This is a genomic window from Gimesia aquarii, from assembly GCF_007748175.1.
GTDB lineage: Bacteria > Planctomycetota > Planctomycetia > Planctomycetales > Planctomycetaceae > Gimesia > Gimesia aquarii_A.
The window spans coordinates 3,844,186-3,869,743 of sequence record NZ_CP037422.1 but is presented as its reverse complement, the minus strand read 5'-3'; the positions used below and the strand labels follow the sequence as shown (position 1 = coordinate 3,869,743).

At 45.9% G+C, this 25,558-nt stretch carries 19 protein-coding genes; 7 read left to right on the top strand and 12 right to left on the bottom strand.

Going from position 1 to position 25,558, the window contains the following annotated elements; genetic code table 11:
* Window positions 1-176: 176 nt before the first annotated feature.
* Window positions 177-1,601 carry an MFS transporter gene (locus V202x_RS14805; protein ID WP_232098519.1) on the bottom strand — a complete coding sequence of 475 codons (1,425 nt, stop codon included), beginning with the start codon at window positions 1,599-1,601 and terminating at the stop codon, window positions 177-179.
* 556 nt (window positions 1,602-2,157) lie between these two features.
* On the opposite strand from V202x_RS14805, the gene V202x_RS27495 reads away from it, so the two are divergent.
* A complete protein-coding gene (locus V202x_RS27495; protein ID WP_197992880.1) occupies window positions 2,158-4,902 on the top strand; it encodes a patatin-like phospholipase family protein in 2,745 nt (914 codons plus the stop codon).
* Here V202x_RS27495 and V202x_RS14795 read toward each other — a convergent pair.
* The 3 genes from V202x_RS14795 to V202x_RS14785 are packed head-to-tail and all read right to left on the bottom strand — an operon-like array spanning window position 4,889 to window position 7,791.
* Window positions 4,889-6,124, bottom strand: coding sequence for an aldose 1-epimerase family protein (locus V202x_RS14795; protein WP_145176315.1), 1,236 nt, complete (start codon window positions 6,122-6,124; stop codon window positions 4,889-4,891). The genes V202x_RS27495 and V202x_RS14795 overlap by 14 nt on opposite strands.
* Window positions 6,121-6,984: a shikimate dehydrogenase gene (aroE, locus tag V202x_RS14790; protein WP_145176312.1), complete on the bottom strand. Its 864-nt coding sequence runs from the start codon at window positions 6,982-6,984 to the stop codon at window positions 6,121-6,123. The genes V202x_RS14795 and aroE overlap by 4 nt, the downstream gene beginning before the upstream one ends.
* A gap of 27 nt (window positions 6,985-7,011) precedes the next feature.
* A complete protein-coding gene (locus tag V202x_RS14785; RefSeq protein WP_144987077.1) occupies window positions 7,012-7,791 on the bottom strand; it encodes an IclR family transcriptional regulator in 780 nt (259 codons plus the stop codon).
* A gap of 157 nt (window positions 7,792-7,948) precedes the next feature.
* Here V202x_RS14785 and V202x_RS14780 point away from each other — a divergent pair, with 157 nt between their 5' ends.
* From V202x_RS14780 to V202x_RS14755, 6 genes are all read left to right on the top strand, one after another.
* The gene (locus V202x_RS14780; protein ID WP_197992879.1) at window positions 7,949-8,947 is read left to right on the top strand and encodes a substrate-binding domain-containing protein; all 999 of its coding nucleotides are present in this window, start codon (window positions 7,949-7,951) and stop codon (window positions 8,945-8,947) included.
* Window positions 8,948-8,953: 6 nt separating this feature from the next.
* Complete coding sequence (locus V202x_RS14775; RefSeq protein WP_197992878.1) at window positions 8,954-10,456, top strand: sugar ABC transporter ATP-binding protein; 1,503 nt, start codon at window positions 8,954-8,956, stop codon at window positions 10,454-10,456.
* 60 nt (window positions 10,457-10,516) lie between these two features.
* Window positions 10,517-11,788 (top strand): ABC transporter permease subunit, encoded by a 1,272-nt coding sequence (locus V202x_RS14770; RefSeq protein ID WP_232098518.1) that lies wholly within the window; start codon window positions 10,517-10,519, stop codon window positions 11,786-11,788.
* A gap of 40 nt (window positions 11,789-11,828) precedes the next feature.
* Entirely contained in the window at window positions 11,829-15,032 is a 3,204-nt protein-coding gene (locus V202x_RS14765) for a PSD1 and planctomycete cytochrome C domain-containing protein (RefSeq protein ID WP_145176306.1), read from the top strand.
* The gene (locus tag V202x_RS14760; protein WP_145176303.1) at window positions 15,022-16,434 is read left to right on the top strand and encodes a DUF1501 domain-containing protein; all 1,413 of its coding nucleotides are present in this window, start codon (window positions 15,022-15,024) and stop codon (window positions 16,432-16,434) included. The genes V202x_RS14765 and V202x_RS14760 overlap by 11 nt, the downstream gene beginning before the upstream one ends.
* A gap of 90 nt (window positions 16,435-16,524) precedes the next feature.
* Complete coding sequence (locus V202x_RS14755; RefSeq protein WP_409996683.1) at window positions 16,525-17,235, top strand: hypothetical protein; 711 nt, start codon at window positions 16,525-16,527, stop codon at window positions 17,233-17,235.
* 18 nt (window positions 17,236-17,253) lie between these two features.
* Here V202x_RS14755 and V202x_RS14750 read toward each other — a convergent pair whose 3' ends face one another.
* From V202x_RS14750 to V202x_RS14715, 8 genes are all read right to left on the bottom strand, one after another.
* Window positions 17,254-18,525 carry an RNA polymerase sigma factor gene (locus V202x_RS14750; protein ID WP_145176299.1) on the bottom strand — a complete coding sequence of 424 codons (1,272 nt, stop codon included), beginning with the start codon at window positions 18,523-18,525 and terminating at the stop codon, window positions 17,254-17,256.
* Complete coding sequence (locus V202x_RS14745) at window positions 18,522-18,881, bottom strand: YciI family protein (protein ID WP_145176296.1); 360 nt, start codon at window positions 18,879-18,881, stop codon at window positions 18,522-18,524. The genes V202x_RS14750 and V202x_RS14745 overlap by 4 nt, the downstream gene beginning before the upstream one ends.
* 129 nt (window positions 18,882-19,010) lie before the next feature.
* Window positions 19,011-19,358: a YciI family protein gene (locus V202x_RS14740; protein WP_145176293.1), complete on the bottom strand. Its 348-nt coding sequence runs from the start codon at window positions 19,356-19,358 to the stop codon at window positions 19,011-19,013.
* A 294-nt stretch (window positions 19,359-19,652) separates the two neighbouring features.
* Window positions 19,653-21,050 (bottom strand): DUF1501 domain-containing protein, encoded by a 1,398-nt coding sequence (locus V202x_RS14735; protein WP_145176290.1) that lies wholly within the window; start codon window positions 21,048-21,050, stop codon window positions 19,653-19,655.
* A 221-nt stretch (window positions 21,051-21,271) separates the two neighbouring features.
* Window positions 21,272-22,840 (bottom strand): sulfatase family protein, encoded by a 1,569-nt coding sequence (locus V202x_RS14730; protein ID WP_145176287.1) that lies wholly within the window; start codon window positions 22,838-22,840, stop codon window positions 21,272-21,274.
* A gap of 137 nt (window positions 22,841-22,977) precedes the next feature.
* Window positions 22,978-23,316 carry an EthD family reductase gene (locus V202x_RS14725; protein ID WP_145176284.1) on the bottom strand — a complete coding sequence of 113 codons (339 nt, stop codon included), beginning with the start codon at window positions 23,314-23,316 and terminating at the stop codon, window positions 22,978-22,980.
* Window positions 23,317-23,361: 45 nt separating this feature from the next.
* Window positions 23,362-24,198 carry a phosphoenolpyruvate hydrolase family protein gene (locus V202x_RS14720; RefSeq protein WP_145176281.1) on the bottom strand — a complete coding sequence of 279 codons (837 nt, stop codon included), beginning with the start codon at window positions 24,196-24,198 and terminating at the stop codon, window positions 23,362-23,364.
* A 29-nt stretch (window positions 24,199-24,227) separates the two neighbouring features.
* A complete protein-coding gene (locus tag V202x_RS14715) occupies window positions 24,228-25,445 on the bottom strand; it encodes a Tm-1-like ATP-binding domain-containing protein (protein WP_145176277.1) in 1,218 nt (405 codons plus the stop codon).
* Window positions 25,446-25,558: the final 113 nt, after the last annotated feature.

Genomic DNA, 25,558 nt, shown 5'->3' with positions numbered 1-25,558 from the left:
ATCAGAGTACACGATTTTTGTGATACCTTACCGTTTTTGTAATCTCTTAATACTTTTGAAAAAGTAATGAAAAATTTTGGAACCAGAGAGATCACTTGTAGCAGCAACGACTCGTTCAGCGAGTTTCAGCTGCAGACCAATATTTTTAGTATGAACCAAAGTTTGCTTTCGACTGTTTACTTCTCTTTTTCTGAATCCCAGCGTTTTTTTCGTGTTCGACATTTTTTTCGAGAGAGTAAAGTGTCTTCGTCAGAGCGAAATGATCGATAGAGCCCCACAGGAAAGCGGAGGATGCGCAAGGGAGTGACTCCCACTAATTGAACCACAATCTGTACTGTCCAGTGTGATTCAGGTTCACGAATTGTTCGTGCAAACACTGCAGCGGCCAATCTCAAAACTAAGCTTATTGCAAAAATAATATGAAAATGGTTAATTTCAATTTCCCCTAAAGCTATACTCCACCCGGATGTGATGGCTAGAAAGGCTCCCGTCAGAATTGATGTGAGGCCTCCGACCATGCCTGCTACAGCGGTTCCGGCAGCGATAAACATGGTTCGGTTTTCAGCTGGTGAGTTCTTGAGCATGAATCCGTTGTTTGCAATGGCGATTCCCGCATTGAGCAAAGAGTCGAAAATAAAAATAGGAACCATAATCCAAAACGCAACGATGGGATCCTGAGGCAATAATAAGAGGCCTAGCATGTTGGTAGACTTAAATGCCGTGCACAAAATCAGAGTTGGTCGATTTCCAAAATGTTCTGCCATGTGGCCTAGACGTTTCGAAAAGATCGCTCCACCGACCCAGGAACAAGTCCACAACAATAAGAGGAGAAATACGTCCATACCGATGTAATCGAGTAGATAAAAACTAATGAACGGAGATCCGACCATTGCCGCAAAATGCCAAAAGCACGTAAAGAAAATGAATGACCGATATCTTTTATTCTTGAAAGGGATTAAAAGCACCTCTTTTAATTTGGGTTCTTTCATTTTTGTGACGGGCGGCTCATCCACTTTAAGGAATATAAGAATGTCAATGATTCCAAACAAACCACCAATGCAGACGAGGATTGCGAAGCCCTGTCGGATGTCCAAGCCGCTTTCAGACAGGAAAAATGCTCCCCCCAACAAGGAGAGCGCTCCACTCCAATACATCCACAGCTGGCGAATTCCCCAATAGCGGTTGAGCCCGGTGTGAGGAAGGTAATCTCCCATCCACGACAGCCATAATGGTGTCGTAAAATGGATCAGAGCGTGATTCATGGCTGTAAGAGCGATCAAGCACCAAAGCCAGGTTTGATCGCTAAAGCTGAGAAAGAACCAGGGACCCGCTGCGATCGGAATCAACATCAATCTTTGCAGAATGCTGAAAGAAAACCAGGTCCAGCGACGATAGTGCAGGTGGTTGGCAAGGATGGCTGCGACAAACTGCATGAACAACATCAACGTGGGCAATGCCCCGAGAAGACCAATATGCCAACCGGTTGCTCCCAGAGAGCGTGCGAATTGAATCGTTGCCGGTGACATTGTCAGTTGAGTGTAAACCATGGCCAGGCAACCGGCGATGATAATCGCCCGCTGTGCAACCTTCTGTGACCACACGTATTTTATTATCCCTAAAAATTTTGGTGTTAGATTGAAACAACCAGGATGTTCTGTCGCAGTGCAAGGGGTGACATCATGACTAATGGTCAGAAAATTAGCAAGAACCGGGTAGGGTAATTCAATCTTGTCTTGCCACAGAAAATTGTTTACTCAGCTTAAAAGATGTTTCGGGAATCCAGAGATTTAGGACCTGATTCACGCATCTAGGACGATGCTCGATGATGGCGGCCTTGTTGCTTAAATCTTTGAAAGATTAGATCACGACGTAAATGGGGAGTGTTTACAAGAAAACTGATGGTATTAGATTCAGTCCACGCGGATAGAAATAATTTGCTTACTAATTTTTGGAGAGGCTGGAACGCATCGACTAGTAGACCACTTAGGGTGATTGTAAAACAGGATTCTTAATTAGTGAGATCCTGATACGAATTTATCTAAATAGTCGACATTTAAATAAGTATTGTTGAGTTCACATGTGGTTTTTTGTCATAATGCAATCAGACTAGAATTACAAGAGATATACCAACAGAGCATAAAGCCATAGGTATCTATTATGTCAGAAGCTTCACAGGGGCGTCTTACTTTACCCAAAAAAGTACGAATTAAGGAACAGGCATATCTGAAAAAGCGGAGAAAAGCAGCAAAGCTCCAGGGCGTCTCTGAGCAAGCAACAGACTCCGTTGGATTAGCAATATCGGGGGGAGGAATTCGATCTGCCACTTTTGCATTAGGAGTACTACAAAAGCTTGCTAGGAAAAATAGTCTTCGTTTAATTGACTACATGACGACAGTTTCGGGAGGTGGGTATATTGGTTCTTGCATTTCTTCCTTAATGTCGATTCCAAATCCAGATGTACCACCAGAAGAGGACGAAGTAAGCATTGATCAAAAAGCATTTGGAAACTTTAATTTATCAGATAATTTTCCTTTGCTTCGCGCCGATCAAATGCATCATCTACGAAAACATGGCAGTTTTTTGATCTTGCGGGAAGGTCTCTTTCGTAAAGATGTTTTACGCGCAGTTGGGATGTTCTTTGTTGGAATATTCTCAACGTTTCTTATCTTGGCTTTACCGTTACTTACCATTGTTGGCCTGGCTATCAGCTATCTCTCACTGGTTGGTGAAACCTCTTTATCGACTCGAGAACTAAGCGAAATTAAGTGGTCTTCCTGGAGTACTGCATCGAAATTGGACGGAAACCATGTGGTCGTGTTCTGTATCGGAACACTTACAGGAATCGGTATTGCGTTGTCGATACCGTTTATTCATTCCTACTGGAAAAAAACAGGCGGGAATTTGGGAGAAACAGAGGAAGAAATCGTTGAGAGAACTTGTTTAACGTACTACTTTTGTGTGATTTTTGTTGTCTGTGGAGGAATATTTGCCGCATCTGAAGTCATAAATAATCAGCCAAAATCTAAGGATTATTTTACGTTCTCCACTTTTATGATACCCCTATTCTTTAGCTTGGGGGCTTTTATCGGTTCCATGCTTTATTATTCTCTCATCGTGTGTAAGAGAAATTCCATATGGACTCCCAAAAATCGTTCTTTGGTAGGAGCGTCAATTGCAATTATTTTTAATGCAACGATTGTTTTTTTATTATTAGCCATCGTCGCTTTTTGTATTTGGGCAGTTCTGGGAGAGCATTTAGGAACGCCTGGTTTGGGAATTTATAAAACAAAATCCCCTCCAGGCATGTTTTTTCTCATCTTGAGCGGTCTTTCATTTCTTGTGACTCGACTCTTTGCTTTACGAGGAGAAACTCCGAAATCAAACAGTGGTCCGCTGGCTGTGATCGCTTCAAAAATTCCGCAATTAATCCTACAACTAGCAGTTCCACTCTTTCTATTCTGTACGTTTATGGTCGTGATTGAGTGGACTATTAAATATGGTGATGTTGATCGTTGGGAAAAAGGGTTATTGCTTGCAGGGGGAAGTTTTTTTGCTCTTATCATTGCTGGATATTTGATCGATGTGAATCGACTCAGTATTCATTATTTTTACCGAGATAGACTGACTGAGACCTATTTACAAACAGAGCGACATGAATCTGGTGAACTGAAACTAATCCGCGATGACAGTTCTATGAAAATTACAGATCTAAATCGTGAGGGCAAAAACAAAGGAAATCCGCTTCCTTATCATATCATTTTGTGCTCCTTGAATTTAGCAGGGTCGAGAGATCTGGCACGGCGTACTCGTAAATCAGATCATTTCATTTTTTCTCGTGAATATTGTGGTTCCAGTTCGACCGGATATGTACCGACTGACACATATCGTAATGGCAGGACAAAACTAGCGACTGCGATGACGATTTCCGGTGCTGCCGTTGGTAGCAATATGGGTTTTCAAACTTCATTTTCACGAGCGTTCGCTTTAACCATGTTTAATATTCGGCTTGGATATTGGCTGGTTAATCCGCGCGTTTATGATCAGGAGATGATTGATGATGAAGAAGTTATCCAGTTCCCCGTCGAAAAGAAACCGAAAACAAAATGGCTTGATGAGAATTGGAAACATAAATTACTTCCATTTAGTTCTTCTTGGCTGGAAAAACATATCTGGTGGCCTTGGTTTCTTCGGTCAGAGCTTTTAGGAAGCACAAATAGCCAGGGCCGGGTAGTGAATCTATCAGATGGAGGGCATACCGGTGACAACATTGGTCTTTATCCTCTCTTTCAACGACGTTGTAGACTAATCATTGCGAGCGATGCCGAGTGTGATCCAGAATACAATTTCAGCTCTCTGATTAATGCTGTGAATCAGATCTACATTGATGAGAATGTAGAAGTTGAAATTGATATTACGCAATTGCGACCTGACGAAAAAGACCATCCGGCAAAGACACATTTTATTATTGGAAAGATTAACTATCCCAAAGATCCCGATCGATTAGAGCTAGATGAAGAAGATCAAGATGCTGAAGCTTCAACCGGCTGGCTTATTTATCTGAAGTCTTCTCTAATTCATAATTATTACACATCGATAGAAAATCGGCACCACCATGATCATGGCTTTAAACAGCATGAACCTCCTGCCATCCAAAGTTATGCAGCACGAAATAAGCAGTTTCCACATGAATCGACTGCAGATCAATTTTTCGATGATGATCAATTTGAAGCGTATCGCGCATTGGGTTTTCACGTCGCTTCTTCAATGTATGTCTCTTTCGATAATTGGAGAAAGGAAGTCGAACAGAAGGATTCGAAAGCTGCTCCTACCATAGATGAACTCATTAAATGGTGTGAATACGAGTATCATCCAACCTCCAAAACCAATGTTAATTATTGTTGAGAGTGGGGGGGTGAGGCTGAATTTTGACTTTATGCTTTCCTTGAATGGTTTTGATCTTTTCAGTGGCTGTTTTTACTGCTGACGTACCGTTATGTAGGCCGCAATCGATTGTGAACCGTCGCATTTTTCCTGGTGCCAACTTTGGGACACGGCCAGCTGCTCGCTCGACTTTGCGATTATATGGGTAGCCCGTTGCTGGCTCGATTCCAGTGACATATCCATCCTCTGTTGCAGCAGTGTTTTTCCAGATTGTCAGATAAGGTAGCTGTTTTGTAGACCAGTACATAGATGCGGCACGATTTCCTTTCGCATTTTGCAGCACAGCACCCGTCATACCGTCTTCATTTGACAGAGGCTCAATCAAATAGACTTGTTCAATGAAGTCTTTCGTTGGACCTTCGTAGGTTGCATAGGAGTTGATACTTTTCCCCGCATGTTCGTTCATGGGAGCAATTTTTTTTATCGCCGTATGCAATTTTGTGCCTTTACCCAGCAGTGGTGCACCAAAATTGGTGTGATAGATCAGCTGGAATTCCTGATCAGATGAGCCTAAGTTGGTAACTGTGTCGTCAATACGAAATGTATCTTCGCCGGGTACGACTGAGACCTCTGCGATGAGTTTGAGTTTCGGTCCATAGAAAAATTTCTCATAAACAATACCACGTACGCGGATACGGTGTGGTGCCTCTGAATCAACGATTACTTCTACTTCGCTCGCTGGGATGTTCCCGATTTTACCATGCAACGTCAGGTCCATAGTGGCTTTATCGCCTGTGTTATTGACAAATTCATCTGTGCCTGGGTGTCCGGCAAATTCTAATCCACAACGCACCATCCATTCGTTAAAACCTTCAAGCCAGCCAAGGCCACCTCGACTGTCGAGATCCACAAATGATGGGTGAACGATTCCTTCGACGGGAGAATTCCAACCGAGCCGCATCTCTTTGTTGCGAACTTCATAGATACTCATTCCACGAGTGGGGATGATAACGATCTGCATCACACCGTTGTCAATGGTGATTAACTCGATGCCTTCCTGCTTGCCACCATGTAATGTTTCTTTCCTCACAGACCAGCCATTACCCGAGAGATCCCATTTTTCCGTCTGTACTTTACCATCAGCGCTAGTTAGTACATAACGTTTCTCAGCGGCTTGTGCGTAACTTGAAAAGGGGGATATCAGGCTAAGTACAAAAACGAGACAGATGCAAATGCGGTTCATGCTGAGTTCTCCGTGGTGACATCGAAAATTTCTTCAAGTTTGGTTCGCATTACAGTTGGGTCGACATCTCTCCCTGACCAATATTTGATTCCAATCACGCCTTGGTTCACTAACATACCAAGTCCGTCTATTACGGTGCAACCAATTTGTCGCGCCTCACGGATGAGTCGTGTTTCAGGCGGATTGGGAATGACATCGGCAACGACCATACCCGATGTGAGTGTATTCATATCTAGTGCAAGGCAGGCATCGACATCGGGAAACAAGCCAATTGATGTGGCATTAATCACAATATCAGTTCCTGCTGGAATTTGGAAATCGCCATCCCAGCGGACAAATTCCGCATTCGTTGCAGTTTTTTCATTTAAGAGTGAAACGACTGCATTGCCTCGTTCTTCAGAACGATTAACAACGGTGATCTTTTTCGCACCGGAAAGTGCGGATTCGACGCCGATTGCACGTGCAGCACCACCAGCGCCAAACATCACGATCGTTTTGTCTTTAGGGTCAACCGATTCTCGCAACGATTGGACAAATCCTTTGCCATCAGTATTTTCGCCAATCAGCTTACCATCACGAAGCACAGCACAATTGACTGCCCCAATGACTTCAGCAGATTTGCCCAGTCCATCTAGAAACTCAACCACAGCGACTTTGTGTGGAATCGAGCAATTGAATCCCGCCCAACCCATGGCTCTTGCTCCACGGACCGCATCTCCGAGGTCATCTGGAGCAACTTCGCAGTTGATGTAACGCCACTCGAGTTCATGATGACGGTAGGCAGCTTCGATCATTGCAACAGTCGGATTTTCAGCACATGGTTGTGCAAAGCTACCTGTGAGTTGACTAAGAAAGTTCATTGCACATCAGACTCCTCAAAAGTATTTTTAGGCGCAATCAAGTTCGACACTGGAAGCAGCTCCTGAGACGAGTTCTCCCAATTGTTCAAATTCTGACTCCAAAATTCGCGATGCGGGACCTGCAATTGTGATTGCTCCTACAGGATATCCGTGACGGTCTCGAACTGGTGCCGCGACGCAACGAATTCCTTCCATCCATTCAGCTTGATCGAGTGCAAAGCCACATGCTGAGATTCTTGCAAGCTCTTCTCGCAAGCTTCGACGGGTGGTAATCGTATTAGGGGTAAATTTTTTGAAACGAATACGAGAGACCAACTCTTCACGATCTTCTTCGGGAAGACTTGCGAGGATAGCCTTTCCAGGGGCACAACAGTAAGCAGGGCAGCGGGCACCGAGTTCCGCAGAGTATTTAAACGGATGAGTTGAGACTAACTGATTTAAGATTACAATTTCGACCTCGATCAGACAGCAAATTTGTGTCGTTTCTCCCGTTGCTTTTCGAATTCCGCGCATCGCAGGTAGGGACGCTTCTACCAATCCTTGTTCGCGCCCCTGTGGTTGACCTAGCATAAGAAACTTATTGGTCAGGCTAAACCGTTTTGTTGCGGGATCGCGCGAAAGGTAACCCATTTCTGCAAGTTCCTGTGTAATACGGAATACGGATGCTGAAGGATAACCCAATCGCTCAGACAATTCTGCTATGGTCGCGCTCATTTGATGTTTCGAAAGGAATTCCAGGATGGACATTCCTCTTTGGAGGTTTGGTACTGTGGATTTTTTCGTTTCCGCTATTTTGATTTCAGTCATTATTATTCCCAAATGGAATTGATTCAGGTGAATGTCAAAGAAATGCGAGAGCAAAATTCATTCACACTTGAAATTCAATTCTTATATGAATACGATATCTTTCACTTTCAATCAAGCTTGTTTCGTCCATCTGTTGATTTTTTTGGAGATTAAGCGAATGGTCCGGCTTTCTCTGGCATTGATTCTGAGCCTGTTAGTAGTGACTTCAGGTTGTGGTAATACCCCTTCTGAATCGTCATCTGATAGTAAATCAAAAGATTCTGACCCTGTTGAAAGCAAAGGGACAATTGGTTTTTCAGCGCTTACCTTGACGAATCCCTTTTTCAAGGTGATTGCAGACAATATGCAGGAAGAGGCGGCAAAGCACGGGTACGAATTGATTGTGCTCTCTGCAGAACGCGATGTGAAAAAGCAAGCCGATCATGTGGATGAGTTTCTGGTAAAGGGAGTTTCGGCGATTATTCTGAATCCCTGCGATTCGAATGGAATCGGACCTGCAATTAAAAAAGCAAATGAAAAAGGAGTCCCGGTCTTTACCAACGACATCAAATACGACGGTGATGAAGGAAAAGTCGTTTGTCATGTGGCAACCGACAATTATCAAGGCGGTAAATTGGCTGGTGAAGCGATGGTCAAACTTCTTGGCGATTCGGGAGGCAAAGTGGCGATTCTACATTTTCCACAAGCAGAATCGTGTCAGTTGCGCGTCAAAGGGTTTCATGAAATAGTGAATGCTCACAACGACAAAACAAAAAATGCAAAGATAGAAGTTGTAGCGACGCTTGATGGAGGTGGGGATCGTGATGAAGGTTCTAAAGTAACAAAAGATGTGATTGAATCGAATCCTGACCTTTCTGCGATTTTTGCGATTAACGATCCATCGGCTTTGGGGGCGCGCGCTTCATTGGAAGCTGCTGGCAAAGCGGACCAGGTTACGATCATTGCTTTCGATGGGCAGGAGATTGGTAAGCAGGCGATACTGGAAGGTAAGATCTTGTGTGATCCGATTCAATTTCCTGATCAGATTGGAAAAGTTACCATTGAACAAATCATTAAATATTTTAACGGTGATGATGTAAAACCGGAAATCTTGATTCCTTCCAAGCTTTACTATAAAGCAGATGCTGAAAAAGATCCTCTTTTTAATAAAGGGTAGGTTGTTATGTCGTCACCTGCCTCAGTCGCAGAATCACCATTGCTTGCCATGAATGGGATCGAAAAGTCCTTTCCCGGTGTGCGCGCTCTGGGGGGAGTCGACTTGAGGTTGGAACGAGGTGAAGTTCTGGCATTGCTGGGTGAAAACGGGGCTGGCAAAAGTACGCTTATTAAGATGCTTGGCGGGGCTCATTTGCCGGACATGGGTTCGATTTGCATTGAGGGAGTGGAGATGCAATTTTCGAGTCCGATAGAAGCGAACAAGGCGGGGATTGGAATCATTTATCAGGAGTTTAATCTGATACCAGAACTGTCAGTCTGGGAAAATATCTTTCTCGGACGCGAGGCAAGTTTCGGTTTGGTTCGCAGAAGCGAAGAACGGCGCCGCACGAAAGAGCTGTTTGAGCAAATTGGTGTGTCAATTCCGATTGATGTGCCATGTAGTGAATTATCTGTTGCTCAGCAGCAGATCGTTGAGATTGCAAAAGCATTATCCCAGGACGTTCGGCTGATTGTTATGGATGAACCATCGGCGGCACTCACGCCCCAGGAAGTTTCTAGACTATTCGATATCATCCGCGACTTGAAGCAAAATGGAATCGGAGTGATCTATATCAGCCATCGTCTTGATGAGATTTTTGAGATTTCAGACCGCGTTGTCATTCTGCGCGACGGTGAAGTCGTAGGCGAAGCATCAATAGACCAACTCACACGAAAGAGAATGATCGAGTTGATGGTGGGGCGCGAAATCAACAACGAGTTTCCAAAACATTACCATCAGATTGGAAAGTCTCGTCTTGCTGTAGAAGGTCTCAATCGTGCTGAAGCAGTTCGAGATGTCAGTTTTGAGATTCATGCCGGAGAAGTACTTGGATTAACAGGGCTGGTTGGAGCGGGGCGTACTGAGACAGCACGAATCATCTTTGGAGCGGATCAAGCCGATTCAGGGACGATCCTTTTAGATGGAGAAATGCTGGAAATTCATAGTCCGCGACATGCCATTCAAGCAGGTATCTGTCTCCTCACCGAAGATCGTAAGAGTCAGGGATTAATTTTAGATTTGAGTGTGCGCGAGAATTTTGGATTACCAAACCTGAATGCGTTTTCTAAATGGGGTTGCGTCAATCAGAAAAAGGAACGAATTACTTTTGCTGATTATGTTTCACGACTGAGTATTAAAATTCCCCATCAGGAACAACTTGCCCGCAGCCTCTCAGGAGGCAATCAACAAAAAGTCGTACTTGCAAAATGGATGGAAAAAAATGCAGAAGTTGTCATTTTTGATGAACCGACGCGTGGTATTGATGTAGGGGCGAAGTATGAAATTTATACCCTTATTAATGAACTGGCGAGTCAAGGAAAAGCAATTCTCATGATCAGCTCAGAACTGCCGGAAGTATTGGGGATGAGTGATCGTATTCTCGTAATGTACAAAGGGCGAATCACTGGAGAGATTCGCGATGTTGCAAACGCGACGCAGGAAGAAATCATGAAACTGGCAGTGATCTGACAAATGACAAACGAACATCAATCCAATTTGTTTCACCACCCATTCTTCCGGGATTATGGCATGATTTTCATGCTGTTGATGCTCGTGATTCTCTTTAGTTCTTTGACCGTAAAAGAACAACATCCAACCGGAGCAAGTGCCGGTAATCAGGTAGGTAAAACTATTTTAAAACAATATGGCAATAAAGCTCGCGTTCTTATCGTCACACGAGATACTAAAGAAGATCGGGCCTTCGCTGAAGCTGTGGTTGAGCGATTGAAGTCAGGCGGGGTAGATGTTCTTGGGCAGGTGAACGGTTCCGCCTCTGATGCACGGAGAGCAATTGAATCACTGCTTGCTAAAGGGCAATCTATCGATGCGATTGCGGCTAACAATGTGACCGCCAAATGGACAGTATATGACCGCTTTGAGTCGGTTGGTTCGTCGAAATGCATCACACCAACGTCATACACATGGCCTAATTTTTTGAAACTCAGCAACCTTATGAGTGTTGCAAACCAGACTTCGATTTACGCGATTATTGCAATTGGCATGACGATGGTGATTATCACCGCAGGAATTGATCTGTCGGTTGGCTCCCTGATTGCACTCGCTTCGGTAAGCTCTGCGCTCTTCATTCGGGATTACTGTGGTGGGGCTGAAGCAAGTGTCATGATGGTTGTGCTTAGTGCTTGCATAGGAATTGGTGTTTGTGCTGCTGCTGGTGCCTTCAATGGTTTGATGGTCACGGCTTTTCAAATACCGCCTTTTATCGTGACATTGGGAATGATGATGATGGCCAGTGGCCTGTCATTTCGACTTGCAGAGGGACGTTCAATCCCCGAGTTGCCATCAGCATCTTTTTGGTTAGGACGTGGAGAAACATTCGGTTTGCCAAACCCGGTTCTTGTAATGATAGTACTTTATTTGGTTGCACATTTTCTAATGTCGAGGACGATTTTTGGACGCTATACCTATGCAATTGGTGGGAACGAGGAAGCCGCGCGTTTGTCTGGTGTTCCTGTCAAACGAGTTCTATTGACAGTTTATACGATTTGTGGGGCACTCGCGGGTTTGGGAGGGATCATGCTGACGTCTCAACTCTCTGCAGGTGATCCCAAGTACGGATTAATGTACGAGTTGGAAGTGATTGCTGCAGTCGTCGTTGGTGGCACGTCTTTAATGGGAGGGCAGGGTAAGGTCTTTGGTACTCTGATCGGCGCTTTCATTATTGCAGTGATCAAAAATGGAATGAATTTGACAGATGTGGATCCGTTTAATCAGAAGATTGTCTTGGGAGCCGTCCTTACGGCGGCGGTTCTCATCGATCGATTAAAGCGTCACACAGTATAAACAAAAAATTGTTGATGAATATCATTTGGGAAAAACTTTCATGAAGTTTCGAATTGTGAGTAGTGTCATATTTCTCTTTCCATTTACAGCAACAGTTGCATTTTCGGCGGAGAAGAACGATTTTTTCGAGAAGAAAATTCGACCCGTTTTGGTACAGCATTGCTATGAGTGTCATAATAGTCTCGGGAAGAAGAAGGGAGGCCTTGCGCTTGACTATAAGGCAGCGTTATTAGCAGGTGGTGAGTCCGGTAAGGTCATCGTTCCTGGAAAAGCAAAAGAAAGTATTTTGATCTGGGCGTTGCGCCATGAGCAAGGTTACGAGATGCCAGCAAAGTCGCCTAAGCTCGATGATGCTGTGATTCGAGATTTCGAACATTGGGTCAATCAGGGAGCACATGATCCACGTTTGACTAAGCCAACGCTGGCTGATCTGAATAAAAAGCTACCATGGAAACAGGTACGAAATCAACGTTTGACCTGGTGGTCTTTTCAACCATTAAAGGATTCTCCCATTCCCAATGTTTCTACTAAAACATGGTCGAAAAATTCGATTGACCGCTTCATCTTTGCTCGCCTGCAGCACGAGCATTTACCAGCTTCTCCCGAAGCCTCGCCAGAAGTTCTGGTACGTCGCCTGCACTTGATTCTGACGGGGTTACCGCCGAAACCGGAAGTTGTTCAAGAATTTGTGAAAAATTATTCTCTTCAAACGTATGAACAACTGGTTGACGACTTACTCGCTTCACCACAATTTGGAGAACGCTGGGCGCGGCATTGGATGGACTGGTATCGCTATGCAGAAACACATGGCAGTGAAGGGGACCCGCCCATTCCCTATGCGAGCGCGTACCGTGATTACCTGATCCGGGCGCTCAATGCTGATGTCCCCTATGATCAACTTCTGAAAGAACACTTAGCAGGAGATTTACTAAAAGATCCTCGAGTCAATCAGGAACTTGGGATTAATGAGTCAGCGATCGGTCCCGCCCATCTACGTATGGTTCCGCATGGGTTTGGGGTTACCAACGCATACGCAGAACAGATCACATTCACAGATAATCAGATTGATGTCATTTCCAAAGCGATGCTGGGGATAACGGTCTCGTGTGCACGTTGCCATGATCATAAATTCGACCCAATCAGCCAGAAAGATTTCTACCGATTTTTTGGAGTGATGGTGAGCAACAAACCTGCAACCGTGCTGATTGATACCAGGGAAAAGCTTGAGGCAAACAAAACTGAAATTATGAAAATCAAGCGAGAGATTCATCAAGAATTAGCCAACTTTTGGATTGGTGAAAGTGAAAAATTACCGACCAGGTTACAAACGTTGCCAATATTCAAGGAATTAGCTGAAAGAAAAAATCCCCCAAAATTACCGGCTAATTTTGGAACATTGAAGAAGAACGAGCAAAATAAAGTTCGCCAACAGTTTGAAGCAGAGCAGGCAAAGTGGAATCTCGTCAATTCGATGCGAAGTGTGACGCACCCATTCGGGCTCTGGTCAGGGCTTCAATCGGTTAAGCCAGAAGCATACTCGACAACGATTAACCAACAGCGAACAAAATTGAAAGAAATTAAAGAACAGAATCAGAAGGCGATTGCAAATGCTGAGTTCTATCTCGACCTACGCAATCAGGCAACTTTCGATCAATGGTATTCGATGGGAAACGGAACAACATTCCAAGTGAGTCCTGCAGGCTCTTTTGCGTTGCATTTTGAAGGTGAAAAGGCAATTACCGGGATTTTCCCACGAGGTATCTATTCGCATCTCATTTCAGATAAGCATGCGGCTGTCCTCAGTTCAGGCAATTTCAAAGCGAGAGGTGAGAAGACTATGGTTCGGGTTGCCGGCAATAGCGCACGGCTCAAAGTACCGATCCGCAATTATCCTTTGGCACATGGAGGACTGCATCCGGCCGAAGATATGAATAATCCGACGCTTCAGTGGAGAAATACGCAACGGAAATGGAAATACTGGCGTGGAGAACTAGTTCATTATGAGTTACTAACCGCAAAAGACTTTCTTCCAATTCCAAGAACAAATGATCGTTCCTGGTTTGGAATTACTGAAGTGTATGCCGGTAATGATACCATGCAGGAAGAAGGGGCTTCGCTATTAGATCTGATTGATAATTCGCATGAAATTGTTAATCAAGAAAGCCTGATACGTGCGTATGTGGCAATGCTCAAACAGGCAATCACTCATTGGCAAGCCGATAGTATGACTGATAAGGAAGCTGAATGGCTCGATACATTCGTAAGGCTCAAATTGCTGACAAATCAGGTTGGGCAACTCCCTCCTTCTTTACGGAAAAAAATAAACCGCTATCGAGCACTGGAAAAAGCGATCCCTGTTCCACGAAGGGCACCAGGCGTTTTCGAGGCTGACCCCATTGATCAACCACTGCTGATTCGCGGAGAACAGAAGCAGGAATCAGACCCTGTTAAAAGAAAGTTTTTAGAGATTTTTAATGATCAGTCTTACAGCGCTAAGAATTCCGGACGATTACAACTTGCTGAGGACATGGTGAGTGAAGCAAATACTTTGAAGACGCGCGTTTTGATTAATCGGCTTTGGGCTTATGTTTTTGGTAGAGGTATTGTGGCTTCAACAGACAATTTCGGCCGGCTGGGTAAAAAACCGACCCATCCGGAATTACTCGATCATTTGGCGCTGGACTTCGAGCGCAATGGCTGGTCGATCAAAAAAGCACTACGAAAAATGGTAACCAGTCGCACATTCCGCTCTGCCAGTCAGACTTCCTTAAAGATGCGAGAAAAGGATGCAGAAAATCTTTTTCTTTCATACTACACACCTCGAAGGCTTGATGCAGAATCGATCTTCGATTCGATTCACTTTGTTACGGAAGGTAACCAGCGTGCTATCTATCTGCCCGTAGTTCGTAATCGTCTGAATCCATTTTTACAAGCATTTAATGCTCCAGTTCCCACCTCAACTGTCAGCGTTCGCAGTAATACCAATGTGCCTTCTCAGTCACTGGCAATGTTAAATGGGCCGGTCGTTGAGAAAGCCGCTAAAGCATGGGCCAAACGAATACAACAGGATAAAAAGCTTAGCACTCTCGCCGAGAAAATCAATGCGATGTTTATTCAAGCGTATGCGCGGCCTGCGACATCGGAGGAGTTGAAACTGTTCATCGAATATCTCCAATCAGGAGGAAGCGATTACCACGTCGCGCATGCAATCCTTAATTCTAAGGAATTTATCTATGTCTATTAATACACATAACCGTCGTGAGTTCTTAAAGCTGACTGCCTCTGGCGTGAGTGCGACTATGTTGTCCAGTCTCATCAATTCGTCAGACGCATCTGAAATTCCAATACCGACATTGCATCACCCGGCCAAAGCAAAATCGATCATCTTGCTTTATATGTCGGGTGGATTCTCACACGTTGATTCATTTGACCCCAAACCGATGTTAAAAACGATGCATGGTAAACCTATGCCCGGCACAATCGAACGTACCCAGTTTGACGCGGTAGGGAACATTCTCGATACATTTTGGGAAACGAGACAGTACGGCAAGTCCGGAATCAAAATGACAAACATGTTTCCTCAAATGGCAGAGATGGTCGACGATTTGGCCATCGTGCGGTCTATGACGACTAATTTCTCTGAACATGCTCAGAGTAATTTCTTTTTGCATAGTGGCTTTCCGTTTCTTGGTTATCCCAGTGCCGGGGCATGGGTTGCTTACGGGCTAGGCAGTTCGAATAAAAATTTACCACCGTACATTGTTTTACGGACAAATTCAGCAGGGATTCCGCATGGTGGTGTGAGTCTGTACGGAAATGGGTTTTTACCTGCAATTACAGGTGGGTCGATCTTTAACCTGACCGATAAGAATGCGGTTCCGAATATCACGCCGAAGATGGCAAAACAAGAACAACGCAAGGCGCTTGACCTCATTAAATCACTGGACCGAGGATTCGCTGATCGTGTCGCGGCAGAGAATGCCATCATCGATTCTACCCATAATGCGGAAACGGCTTTCGAAATGCAGCAGGCTGTTCCTGAGTTGACTGACCTGACTGGTGAGACACAAGAGATCCAAAATGCTTACGGTGTGAATGATAAAGACCCACACATGGCACAATATGCCAGGCAATGCCTGATGGCACGTCGTCTTGTCGAACGGGGGGTTCGCTTTATTGAGCTTTCCTGCAGTAGTCCCGGTATTGGTGCCGGCGGCGCTGCCAATCCATGGGATCAACATGGCGAAATTAAAAAAGGCCACGGTGCCATGGCAAAACAAGTTGATCAGCCAATCGCGGCTTTGTTGAAAGATCTCAAACAACGTGATTTACTCAAAGATACATTGGTTGTGTTTACAGGTGAGTTCGGACGCACTCCCTTTGCTCAAGGTAATGGTCGCGATCACAATCCCTATGGATTCAGCCTTTGGCTGGCTGGGGGAGGGATGAAAGGTGGTGTTACTTATGGTCAGACGGACGAGTTCGGGTATCATGTAGTTGAAAAGAAATCGACCGTCTACGATCTCTGGGCAACAGTTTTGCATCAACTTGGTATCGACCATGAAAGACTTACTTACCGATATAGCGGCCGAGACATGCGACTTACCGACGTGCATGGTAATTTGTGGAAAGATATCATCACTTAATTCCAAGTAATGTGAGATCAAGTTGGCCGTGAAACTCACAAACGCTAGCATGAATAGAAAAGGTTACATCGAGTGAAAAAACATTTTTTAATCGTCTGGGCGATCGTATTATTTATTTCTCCTGCGCTTCTGGCAGAGGAACGAGGCACGTTGATATTCGAAGATGATTTCGAACGAAACGAATCTCAGGAAACCAAAGATGAAATTGGTAACGGTTGGGGAACTAATAGCCGCTGGCGTGCTGCAGGGAATAAGCAGGTCGATCTCAAAAATGGCGCAATGTATATTTACATTCACAAAGTGGCGGATCACGCAGTTTCAGTAACCCATCCTGCTGAGTTTCGAGATGGATCCGTCGAACTCAGGTTTATGCTAGAGGACAAAAAGGATAGCCTTGGTTTAAATTTTGCGGATTTGAAGTACAAGAAAGTTCACGCCGGTCATTTGTTTGCCACGAAAATCAGTACCCGAAACGTGGAAATGATCGATCTCAAAACCGGGAATATGGACTTAAAGACGCGCGAGTTGAGAAAAGCCAAAAAACTGACGCCCGCGCTTCAGGAATTATTAAAATCGAAGAGAAAAAGATTTCCTCATAAACTTCAAACCAAAAAATGGTATGACCTAATCGTAAAAGTTCGCGAAGACACGATGACCGTTTTCATTGATGGAAAGCAAGTAGGCTCTTTTTCATCCGAAGGGATAGCACATCCTACCAAACGAACTTTGCGACTGGCTGTAGCCAAAAATGCCGTTGTTGACGATGTGAAGATTTACTCGCTTCCTGCCCGCAATAAATAAGAATTGAAATCTATTCTATTATCGCAGGTCAGCAAGCTTTCGAAGTTTTTTTTCCAGCAGTTTCTTCTCATGCGGAACGACGGTTTTAGTCAATGCTGTCAGGTATGAGTCGATCGCTGCTTTTGTATTCCCTTCCAGTTCGTGAATACGAGCAAAAGCGCAATCCAATAAGAAGTAGTGCTTCATATCGTCTCTATTCCGTAAATTCTGCAGTTGAGAGAATGCATCACCTGTATCGCCTGCCTGGCCCATAGCAATCGCCTGGTTTAATTCATAAACAGGGGAATCGCGTAGGTGTATGAGCCGGCTATAAAAGTTGACGATGGAGTTCCAGTCTGTGGCTTCGACACTTGGAGAAATACAGTGCTGCATTGCAATGGCTGCTTCGAAATGAAATGTCGTTGGCTGATCGGTTTTTGAGTTTGCTAGCCAGCTTTGTGCAGTACCGATCAGGCAACGATTCCATTTTTCACGGTCTTGATCTTCCAGAAGTATCACTGCTCCGTTTTCATCAGTTCTCGCATCGAGTCGCGCGGCATGGAACAATTGCAAAGCGAGCAGTGCTTTTGTTGACGGAGATGAGTAAGGACTTTCACAAAGCAGATGACAGAGTCGGACTGCCTCCTCGCAGATTTCGTCGCGAATTGGCTCTGTTCCGTGGGAAGTGCTATAGCCTTCATTAAACATCAAATAAAGTACATCATGTACGACATCTAGTCGCTGTGTTAGCTGATCATCGCTGGGTAGTTCAAGTCGCACATTTGCTGTTGCCAGAGAATGTTTTGCACGTTGAATACGTTTCTTAACCGTTTCGCTGGGTAATAGTAGTCCCCGAGAGATTTCAGAAATTCCAAATCCACAAAGTGTTTTTAACGTCAGTGCAATCTGCGACTTTCGTTCCAGCGATGGATGACAGCAGACAAATATCATACGCAATAAACTGTCGGGTAGCTCTTCTTTCTCAAGCCATTGATCAACCATTGATTCCTGAGCATTAATTGATTGACTGGCAATTGAGAGACCAGATAATGTGATCGCTTTTTCATATGTTTTTTCACGACGTATGGAATCGAGAATGCGATTCTTTGCCACATGATGAACCCAGGCAGCGGGATTTTCCGGGACGCCGCGTTGTTTCCAGGCGTGCATGGCCTCTAAGATTGCGACCTGAACCATGTCTTCAATCAGGTCAATCCGGCGCATACCAAAGGCGCGCGTCAGCACTGCAATCAGATTCGCAGACTCGTGCCGAAAAAAGTGTTCGACCAGTTGGTTGGTCGACTGCTTCATTTGTACTGCTTTCCATTATGAGTGAGTTCCCGAATTTCAACTGTGCCACCCGAATTCGGCATTGGGGAATCTTTGGCTAATTCGATTGCCATGCTTAGATCGGGTACCTCAATCATCGAATAGCCACTGATGAGCGATCCCGATTCAGTAGATAATTCATCTTTAGTCACCGTCAAGTCCATGTTGACGATTGCACCACCCGGCTTCAAACCATCACCAGCATCCAGTACCCAGCCGGCTTCGATGCCTTGATCGATCCAATCCATCCACATTTGCAGCACCTGTTGTATCTGTTCGGGTGAGGCGAATTTCAACTTTTCCTGCCCACCACGATAAATGAACATATACTTCGGCATTTCAAGACTCCCACTGAAAGTCCTAATAAAAGGGATGGCTCAATGACTGCCCCGAATGCGGCTGGCGTTCGATTTCATGGCGAACGCCAACTCGCACCAGGGAGAAAAAGTCATTTACAGTTTACTAACTTACTGGCCGACATTCGCAATTTCACGAACTTCGATCTTTCCAGCACCTGCCATTTTAATCGTCCGTTTAGCCAGTTCACATGCAGCTGCCAAATCGGGCGCTTCAACGATAGTGTATCCGCCAACAAGTTCCTTCGATTCAGCAAAGGGACCATCAAGGACTGTCATATCAGACTTGACGACTGCACTACTACCACTAAGTGGAGCACCCGGGTCCAGCAACCACCCTTCATCCTTTCCACTCTGCATCCATTCCATACAGGATTTCATTTGTGCTTCCATTTGTTCGGGAGTCATCTTTGGTGGATTATCACAATTACCACGCTGTAAGAACATAAATTTGGCCATCTTAAGGTCCTTTGCTAAAACATGAAATTCGCTGATGCGAGTTGATCGTACACAAAGATGGCGAACGACTGACAGAGTAGGGGACAATTATTTCTGAAATTTCTTATTGCATCAGATCAATCAGATAATTCAGGCCTGAGAGAACGTAAATTGATTTAATTTTCGATCGCAATCAGATGAAGTGGCACAGTCCAGGAAATCGAATTACTGAAGCCAAATTCATGGCTTAGTTGGGTACTAACTACAGAAATCTCAATGCAAAAATTCGATCAATGAGTTACAATTTGCTGAATGTTAGAACAATGCAGTTAGAGGTTTTGAATTCTCGAGTAGATGATACGGGCGGTCTAACTTGTCATAGGCCATCAAATCATGAATGCCCATAGCGTGATAGACTGTATGAGTAATGTCCCCCGGTGTGACTGGACTCTTGAGAGGAAATTCGCCATAGCGGTCGCTGGCACCAAATGTCTGGCCTCCCTGGATTCCGCCGCCGGCGAGTACGTCAGTCAGGCAGTGTGTCCAGTGATCGCGGCCGGCTCCTGAAGTTCCACCGGAGCGAGGATCACCAATTTTTGGCTTGCGACCCATTTCACTGGTTACCAGAACTAAAGTTTCATCTAGCAGGCCACGGTCTGCCAGATCTTCAATTAAGGCGGAATAAGCTCGGTCGAATTCGGGAAGCAGATCTTCTTTGAGGCATTTAAAATTGTTACCATGCGTATCCCAACTTCCGGCACTTTTGCATTTCTTGCCAAGTCGATTCAGGTCACCTTTCCAAAAGACTGTGATGAAGGGGACCTCGGCTTCGACTAGACGGCGCGCAGCCAGCAGGCTCATACCGTTGATGGTTTTACCGTAACGCTCCAACATGGCTGGCGTTTCTTGTTCCAGATCGAATGCGGACGTTGATTGCGAAGAAAGGAGTAACGACAAAGCACGCTTCTGATTTTGATTCATTGCCGCGATATTGGCAAACTCATCAAACTGTCGTCGGGCAGAATCAAGTTGTTTCAGAAGTGACATCCGTTCGGTCAGTCGATCAACGGTGATTTCCCCTTCAAGAGACATGGCCGGTCCACGAAGTTTGAGAGGCTCCTCGTTACTTCCGTGAATGTACATTGGATCGTGTTCAACCCCCAATCGCGCTGCAAACTGTCCTGGTCGCGTATAAGGTGCGCGGCTTGGCATGTGTGGTAGAGAGATTGCATTGGGCAGATTCGGATGGCTTGGACGACGTGAGGCAACAACCGAACCCATATAAGGCCAGTCATCCGGTTGCGGAGTGCGATTGTTTCCTTTGGTGACGAATGACTGATCCGGAATATGCCCGGTCAGATTGTGATAATACCCGGCGTGATGATCATTGGTGTTAACCGTAGCACCAACCGAATTGACGAGTGCCAGATGATGCGCTTGTTTAGCCAGCATTGGCAGATGCTCAGAGAGCCGGACTCCCGGGGCAGACGTTTCAATCGGTTGAAAGGGACCGCGATAGTCCGAGGGCGCGTTTGGTTTCAGATCCCACAGATCGAGATGAGACGCACCACCACACAAAAAGAATAGAATGGTTGATTTTGCAGGCTTGCGCGAAGGAGAAATTTTCTTCCGGGGAGCTGCGGAAGTCGGCGTTCCGAAGCGCATACCAGCAAAGCCGAGTCCCGATGCCACCAGAAATTGCCGCCGTTGCATAACCTGTTCCCCCGATATCAATTGGGAGCCCTGATTGAGGCCCGTTTGTTTCTGCAGCGAAAAATGATTCGTTTCTTGTCTGACTGGCTACATTGAAACCACGTCCAACATATAAACGAATGCTAACATGTTAACGCAAGCATGTCTAGCGCCTATTTAATCAACCGCAATGGTTTCGACATACCAATATTGTCTTGAATCTGCTGCAAACAGAGGAGAGTTCACTGATCTTGCTTCTGAATTTTCTCCAGTAACAGTGAAAGGCGCTGGACGATTTCGGGATGCTCATTCCAGACGTTTTTGGTTTCTGATGGGTCGTCTGTCAGGTGATAGAGTTGTCCCGCAGGTTCTTCGTTTGCTGGTGTAATTTCACGGGGGCGGGTGAAGCCACCTGAGCCACGCTTCGGGATCATCTTCCAGGGGCCCTGTCGAATCGCAAAGTGTCCCCATAACGAATGGTGCACTGCATACTCTCGCAATGGTTTGTTGCTTTTTTTCCCGAGTAGCGCTGGCAGGATATTGATACTGTCTGCGCCGGCTTCGGCTGGCAGCTTCGTGTCTGTAATCGCCGCGCAAGTTGCCAGAAGATCGGTTAACTCAACAAGTTCATCGTTCGTCGAACCTGCGGGAGTATGCTTGGGCCAGCGAACGATGAATGGTACCCGGTGGCCACCTTCCCAGATATCTGCTTTGGTACCTCGCAGGTGCGCATTGCCTTGATGGCCGCGTTCTTTCACATACTTTGCGCGATGCGAGAGTCGATAATTCTTGAGATCATCAGCTTCTTGCGGAGTCCACCAGTGATACAGACCGCCATTATCAGAAGTAAAAATAATTAGTGTGTTCTCAGCCACACCGGCTCGTTTTAACGCCTCCATAATCGCACCAACGGTGGCATCCACTTCGAGAACAAAATCACCATACTCGCCGGCCTCACTTTTACCTCGGAATTCGTCGTTGGGAACCAGAGGTAGATGGGGCGCTGTCAAAGGAAAATAGAGAAAGAATGGTCGCTTGGGAGATGCTTTAGAATGTTGTTCGATATAACGCACTGCCTGACCGGTTAATGTGGGCATGACACCGGAAATGGTAAAATCAGGGGAACGCATGCCTTGATCGACAGAGAGAAATTCAGTTTGAATTCGTTCCGATGGAATCGTGGGTATGATCACGGGTCGATCATTTTCAAGATAGCAAAAGGGAGACATATTCAGCGAAGCCGAGATGCCAAAATAAAAATCAAACCCGTTTGCCAAAGGTCCACCGATTACAGGCTGAGTGAAATCCACATCATCACCTACACGGGGACGTTGCCGACGATCGATGGGAACAGCGGGTACGGGCTGACCGTTTTGGTCAGTCCACTGCATGCCCAAGTGCCATTTACCCACACAAGCCGTATCGTAACCGGCCTGCTTGAGTAAAGAGGGTACGGTAGTCTGGTCTTCTTCAATCAAAGGCGGATCAAATCCATCTAACACACGATACTTCAAACGGGTTCGCCAGCAGTAACGTCCCGTTAATATTCCGTAACGAGTAGGAGTGCAGACAGCGGAAGGGGTATGTGCATCGGTAAATTTCATACCCTCGGCAGCCAGTCGATCAATATGTGGGGTTTGAATTTTTGATGCAGGGTTGTAGCAACTCACGTCCCCATAACCGAGATCATCGGCGAGAATATAAACGATATTGGGGCGTTCGCCTGCTACCGCCTTGGATACCAGAAAGAATAAAATGAGGACCATGTACAGAATTAATTCAGAACGGAATTGTTTACTCAATGTCATCATAGAATGAGACTCTCCAGTTAAGTATTGCTGCTGATAGGAATTCACTATACAGGGAGGAGCAGAGAGAAATCAACATGTCCCAAAAGGTTCGAACGTGAGTTAGCAGGAATCTCAGAAGTTTCCTGTTATATCGGAACTCAAACGTCTGATGCTTCTAAGCTGAAAGGGATGAGTACTTCTTCTTCGTCGTATAAAAACGTAACACCACCTGTCGCGAAATTGGGAACATCCGCGACAGTTTCCTTTCCTTCCGGGCTATCGAGAATGGCCTGCATCGCGGCTGCGGATTCGGCATATAGACTAACAATGAGATAATAGGGGGGAGCGCTGTCTGCTTCGGCGGAGATACATTTTCCAATCGTCCACCCTTTGAGTCCTTTCATCTTTTTCGCGAGCGGAATATGGACCTCGTGGTAATAGCGATCAAATTCGGCAGGATTTTCCGGATGCCCATAGAGTACAGTTAAACGATACATGTTCAATTTCCGTGATAAAGTTATTGAGAAAAGCGGTGACGGCGGCTAAGCCTTTGACAATCGTAGATCTCCAAACTGGCGTACCTGGTCTGTCATCGCTACTTCCGTAGGCAGACGTTCCATCGAACTGGCCCCGTAGAAACCATCGATACCAGCGACGCGATCGAAAATGTATTGAGCGTCCTCAGGCATCGCAATGGGTCCGCCATGACAGAGCAGCAGCACGTCTTCCCTTTGGCTCTTGGCTGCGTCAACCATATTGCGGATAGCCGTAACCGAATCGTCCAGCGTCTTACCCGTTTCCGCACCGATCGTTCCGCCACTGGTCAACCCCATGTGAGTCACCACAATGTCAGCTCCAGCAGCAGCAAGTTGCCGTGCCTGTTCGGCATCGAAGGCATAGGGGGTAGTGAGCATGTTGAGATCGTGGGCTGCGCGGATGCAATCGATTTCCAGATCAAAACTCATTCCGGTCTCTTCCAGATTGGCTCGAAATTGTCCGTCGATCAGGCCAACGGTCGGAAAATTCTGAATACCTGCAAAGCCCATTGCCTGAAGTTCCTTGAGAAACAGTTCGCGAAGCATAAATGGATCCGTTCCGCAGACTCCTGCCAGCACAGGAGTTTGATTGACAATGGGAAGTACCTCACGTCCCAACTCTTTAACAATCTCATTCGCATTACCGTAGGGCATCAGTCCCGAGAGAGAGCCCCGTCCGGCCATACGGTAGCGCCCCGAATTGTAAATCACGATCAGGTCAATACCGCCGGCCTCTTCACATTTGGCGCTCAAGCCAGTCCCTGCGCCGCCCCCGATGATGGGTTTGCCTTGAGAAACTTTTTCTCGCAGTCGTTTCAGGATCGTCTCTCTGGATTCTGTCATAAATCAGTTCCTCAAATTTATTGTCTCTATTAACATTGGCTTCCACTTACACGTTCAAATGCCGCCACGAGCGCGTCTGCAAACGCTGAGTCATTAATGTGGCAGGGGTGACGGGTGATGCGTCGAATGTCTGTCTGCTCAACTTCCTGTTCTAATGTCTCAAACAGACTCTGGTCGGCTGTGGGATCATAAAATGCTTCCCCTTTGGCGTCGAGCATCGAGAGGCCCTGCTCGGGAATCAGGATTTCTAATGGAGCCGTCGATTGGTTGACTTTCTCGGCAATCCATTTTGCAAATTCACGGTTTTCGTCAGTGGTTGTGCGCATCAGTGTTACCTGCGGATTATGGATAAGAAAGTGGCGACCGGCAAATCGTTCCGGAACGGTATCACGAGCACCGAAATTGACCATGTCGAGTGCACCCAGGCTCATCACATATGGGATTCTGCTTTTGATGATTGCATCGAAACGATGTGGACCACCGGGCATGATTCCTCCCACGACTTCGTCCGCCACTTCAGTCGTAGTGACATCCAGGACTCCTCCAATCAATCCATCTGAAACGAGTTTTTCCATGGCTTGACCCCCGGTGCCAGTCGCATGAAAGACGAGAGGATCAAACCCTTTAGTTTCCAGTAAATCGCGAACCATGTCCACACATGGCGTCGTAACGCCAAACATCGTCATGCCAATAGCAGGTTTCTTTTCAGGGAAGTCAGAGGAGTGGCCAGCCATACCCGCGATTGCGTGGGCAGCGTTACTCAACACGCACCTCGATACTGAGTTCAGTCCCGCCACGTCAACCACCGAATACATCATCGTAATATCACTATATCCTACATAAGGCTGTGTGTTTCCACTGGCGACGGTCGAAACAATCAGCTTGGGTAGTCCGATAGGCAGTGCCTGCAAAGCAGGAGCCACGATTGCCGTCCCACCGCTCCCGCCGAGTGCGATGACTCCCAGAACTTTTTTTTCTCTGGCTTCGTTAGGTAACCAATTTCGCAACGCTTCCGACATCGCAGTTACTGCTTGGCCACGGTCGGTTTGCCCTAGCACTTTCTCAGATCCATTTGGGTGTTCCTGAGCGATTGTGCGCGCCGCGATATCTGCGTGGCTCGAGTTATTTCGGGTACTCAAATCAACCAGTACTACGTCGAAACCTGCCCGGCGAATACAGTCGGCCACAAAACAGAGTTCTTCACCTTTGGTATCCATCGTAGCCATCGCATAGATTGTTTTTCGCATGGTCGTGCCTTTGGGCTTAGTCAGTAGTCAAACTTAAGTCAATGACTGATAAATTGATTCTAGTTTGGTCATTCAGAGAGAACCAGAAATACAAGACATGAAATAATCCGAAA

Bases quoted from the DNA above. Each gene is read 5' to 3' on its own strand.
- V202x_RS27495 (WP_197992880.1), top strand. From the start codon at position 2,158: ATGTCAGAAGCTTCACAGGGGCGTCTTACTTTACCCAAAAAAGTACGA.
- V202x_RS14795 (WP_145176315.1), bottom strand. From the start codon at position 6,124: ATGAACCGCATTTGCATCTGTCTCGTTTTTGTACTTAGCCTGATATCC.
- aroE (WP_145176312.1), bottom strand. From the start codon at position 6,984: ATGAACTTTCTTAGTCAACTCACAGGTAGCTTTGCACAACCATGTGCT.
- V202x_RS14785 (WP_144987077.1), bottom strand. From the start codon at position 7,791: ATGACTGAAATCAAAATAGCGGAAACGAAAAAATCCACAGTACCAAAC.
- V202x_RS14780 (WP_197992879.1), top strand. From the start codon at position 7,949: ATGGTCCGGCTTTCTCTGGCATTGATTCTGAGCCTGTTAGTAGTGACT.
- V202x_RS14775 (WP_197992878.1), top strand. From the start codon at position 8,954: ATGTCGTCACCTGCCTCAGTCGCAGAATCACCATTGCTTGCCATGAAT.
- V202x_RS14770 (WP_232098518.1), top strand. From the start codon at position 10,517: ATGATTTTCATGCTGTTGATGCTCGTGATTCTCTTTAGTTCTTTGACC.
- V202x_RS14765 (WP_145176306.1), top strand. From the start codon at position 11,829: ATGAAGTTTCGAATTGTGAGTAGTGTCATATTTCTCTTTCCATTTACA.
- V202x_RS14760 (WP_145176303.1), top strand. From the start codon at position 15,022: ATGTCTATTAATACACATAACCGTCGTGAGTTCTTAAAGCTGACTGCC.
- V202x_RS14750 (WP_145176299.1), bottom strand. From the start codon at position 18,525: ATGAAGCAGTCGACCAACCAACTGGTCGAACACTTTTTTCGGCACGAG.
- V202x_RS14745 (WP_145176296.1), bottom strand. From the start codon at position 18,881: ATGCCGAAGTATATGTTCATTTATCGTGGTGGGCAGGAAAAGTTGAAA.
- V202x_RS14740 (WP_145176293.1), bottom strand. From the start codon at position 19,358: ATGGCCAAATTTATGTTCTTACAGCGTGGTAATTGTGATAATCCACCA.
- V202x_RS14735 (WP_145176290.1), bottom strand. From the start codon at position 21,050: ATGCAACGGCGGCAATTTCTGGTGGCATCGGGACTCGGCTTTGCTGGT.
- V202x_RS14730 (WP_145176287.1), bottom strand. From the start codon at position 22,840: ATGATGACATTGAGTAAACAATTCCGTTCTGAATTAATTCTGTACATG.
- V202x_RS14725 (WP_145176284.1), bottom strand. From the start codon at position 23,316: ATGTATCGTTTAACTGTACTCTATGGGCATCCGGAAAATCCTGCCGAA.
- V202x_RS14720 (WP_145176281.1), bottom strand. From the start codon at position 24,198: ATGACAGAATCCAGAGAGACGATCCTGAAACGACTGCGAGAAAAAGTT.
- V202x_RS14715 (WP_145176277.1), bottom strand. From the start codon at position 25,445: ATGCGAAAAACAATCTATGCGATGGCTACGATGGATACCAAAGGTGAA.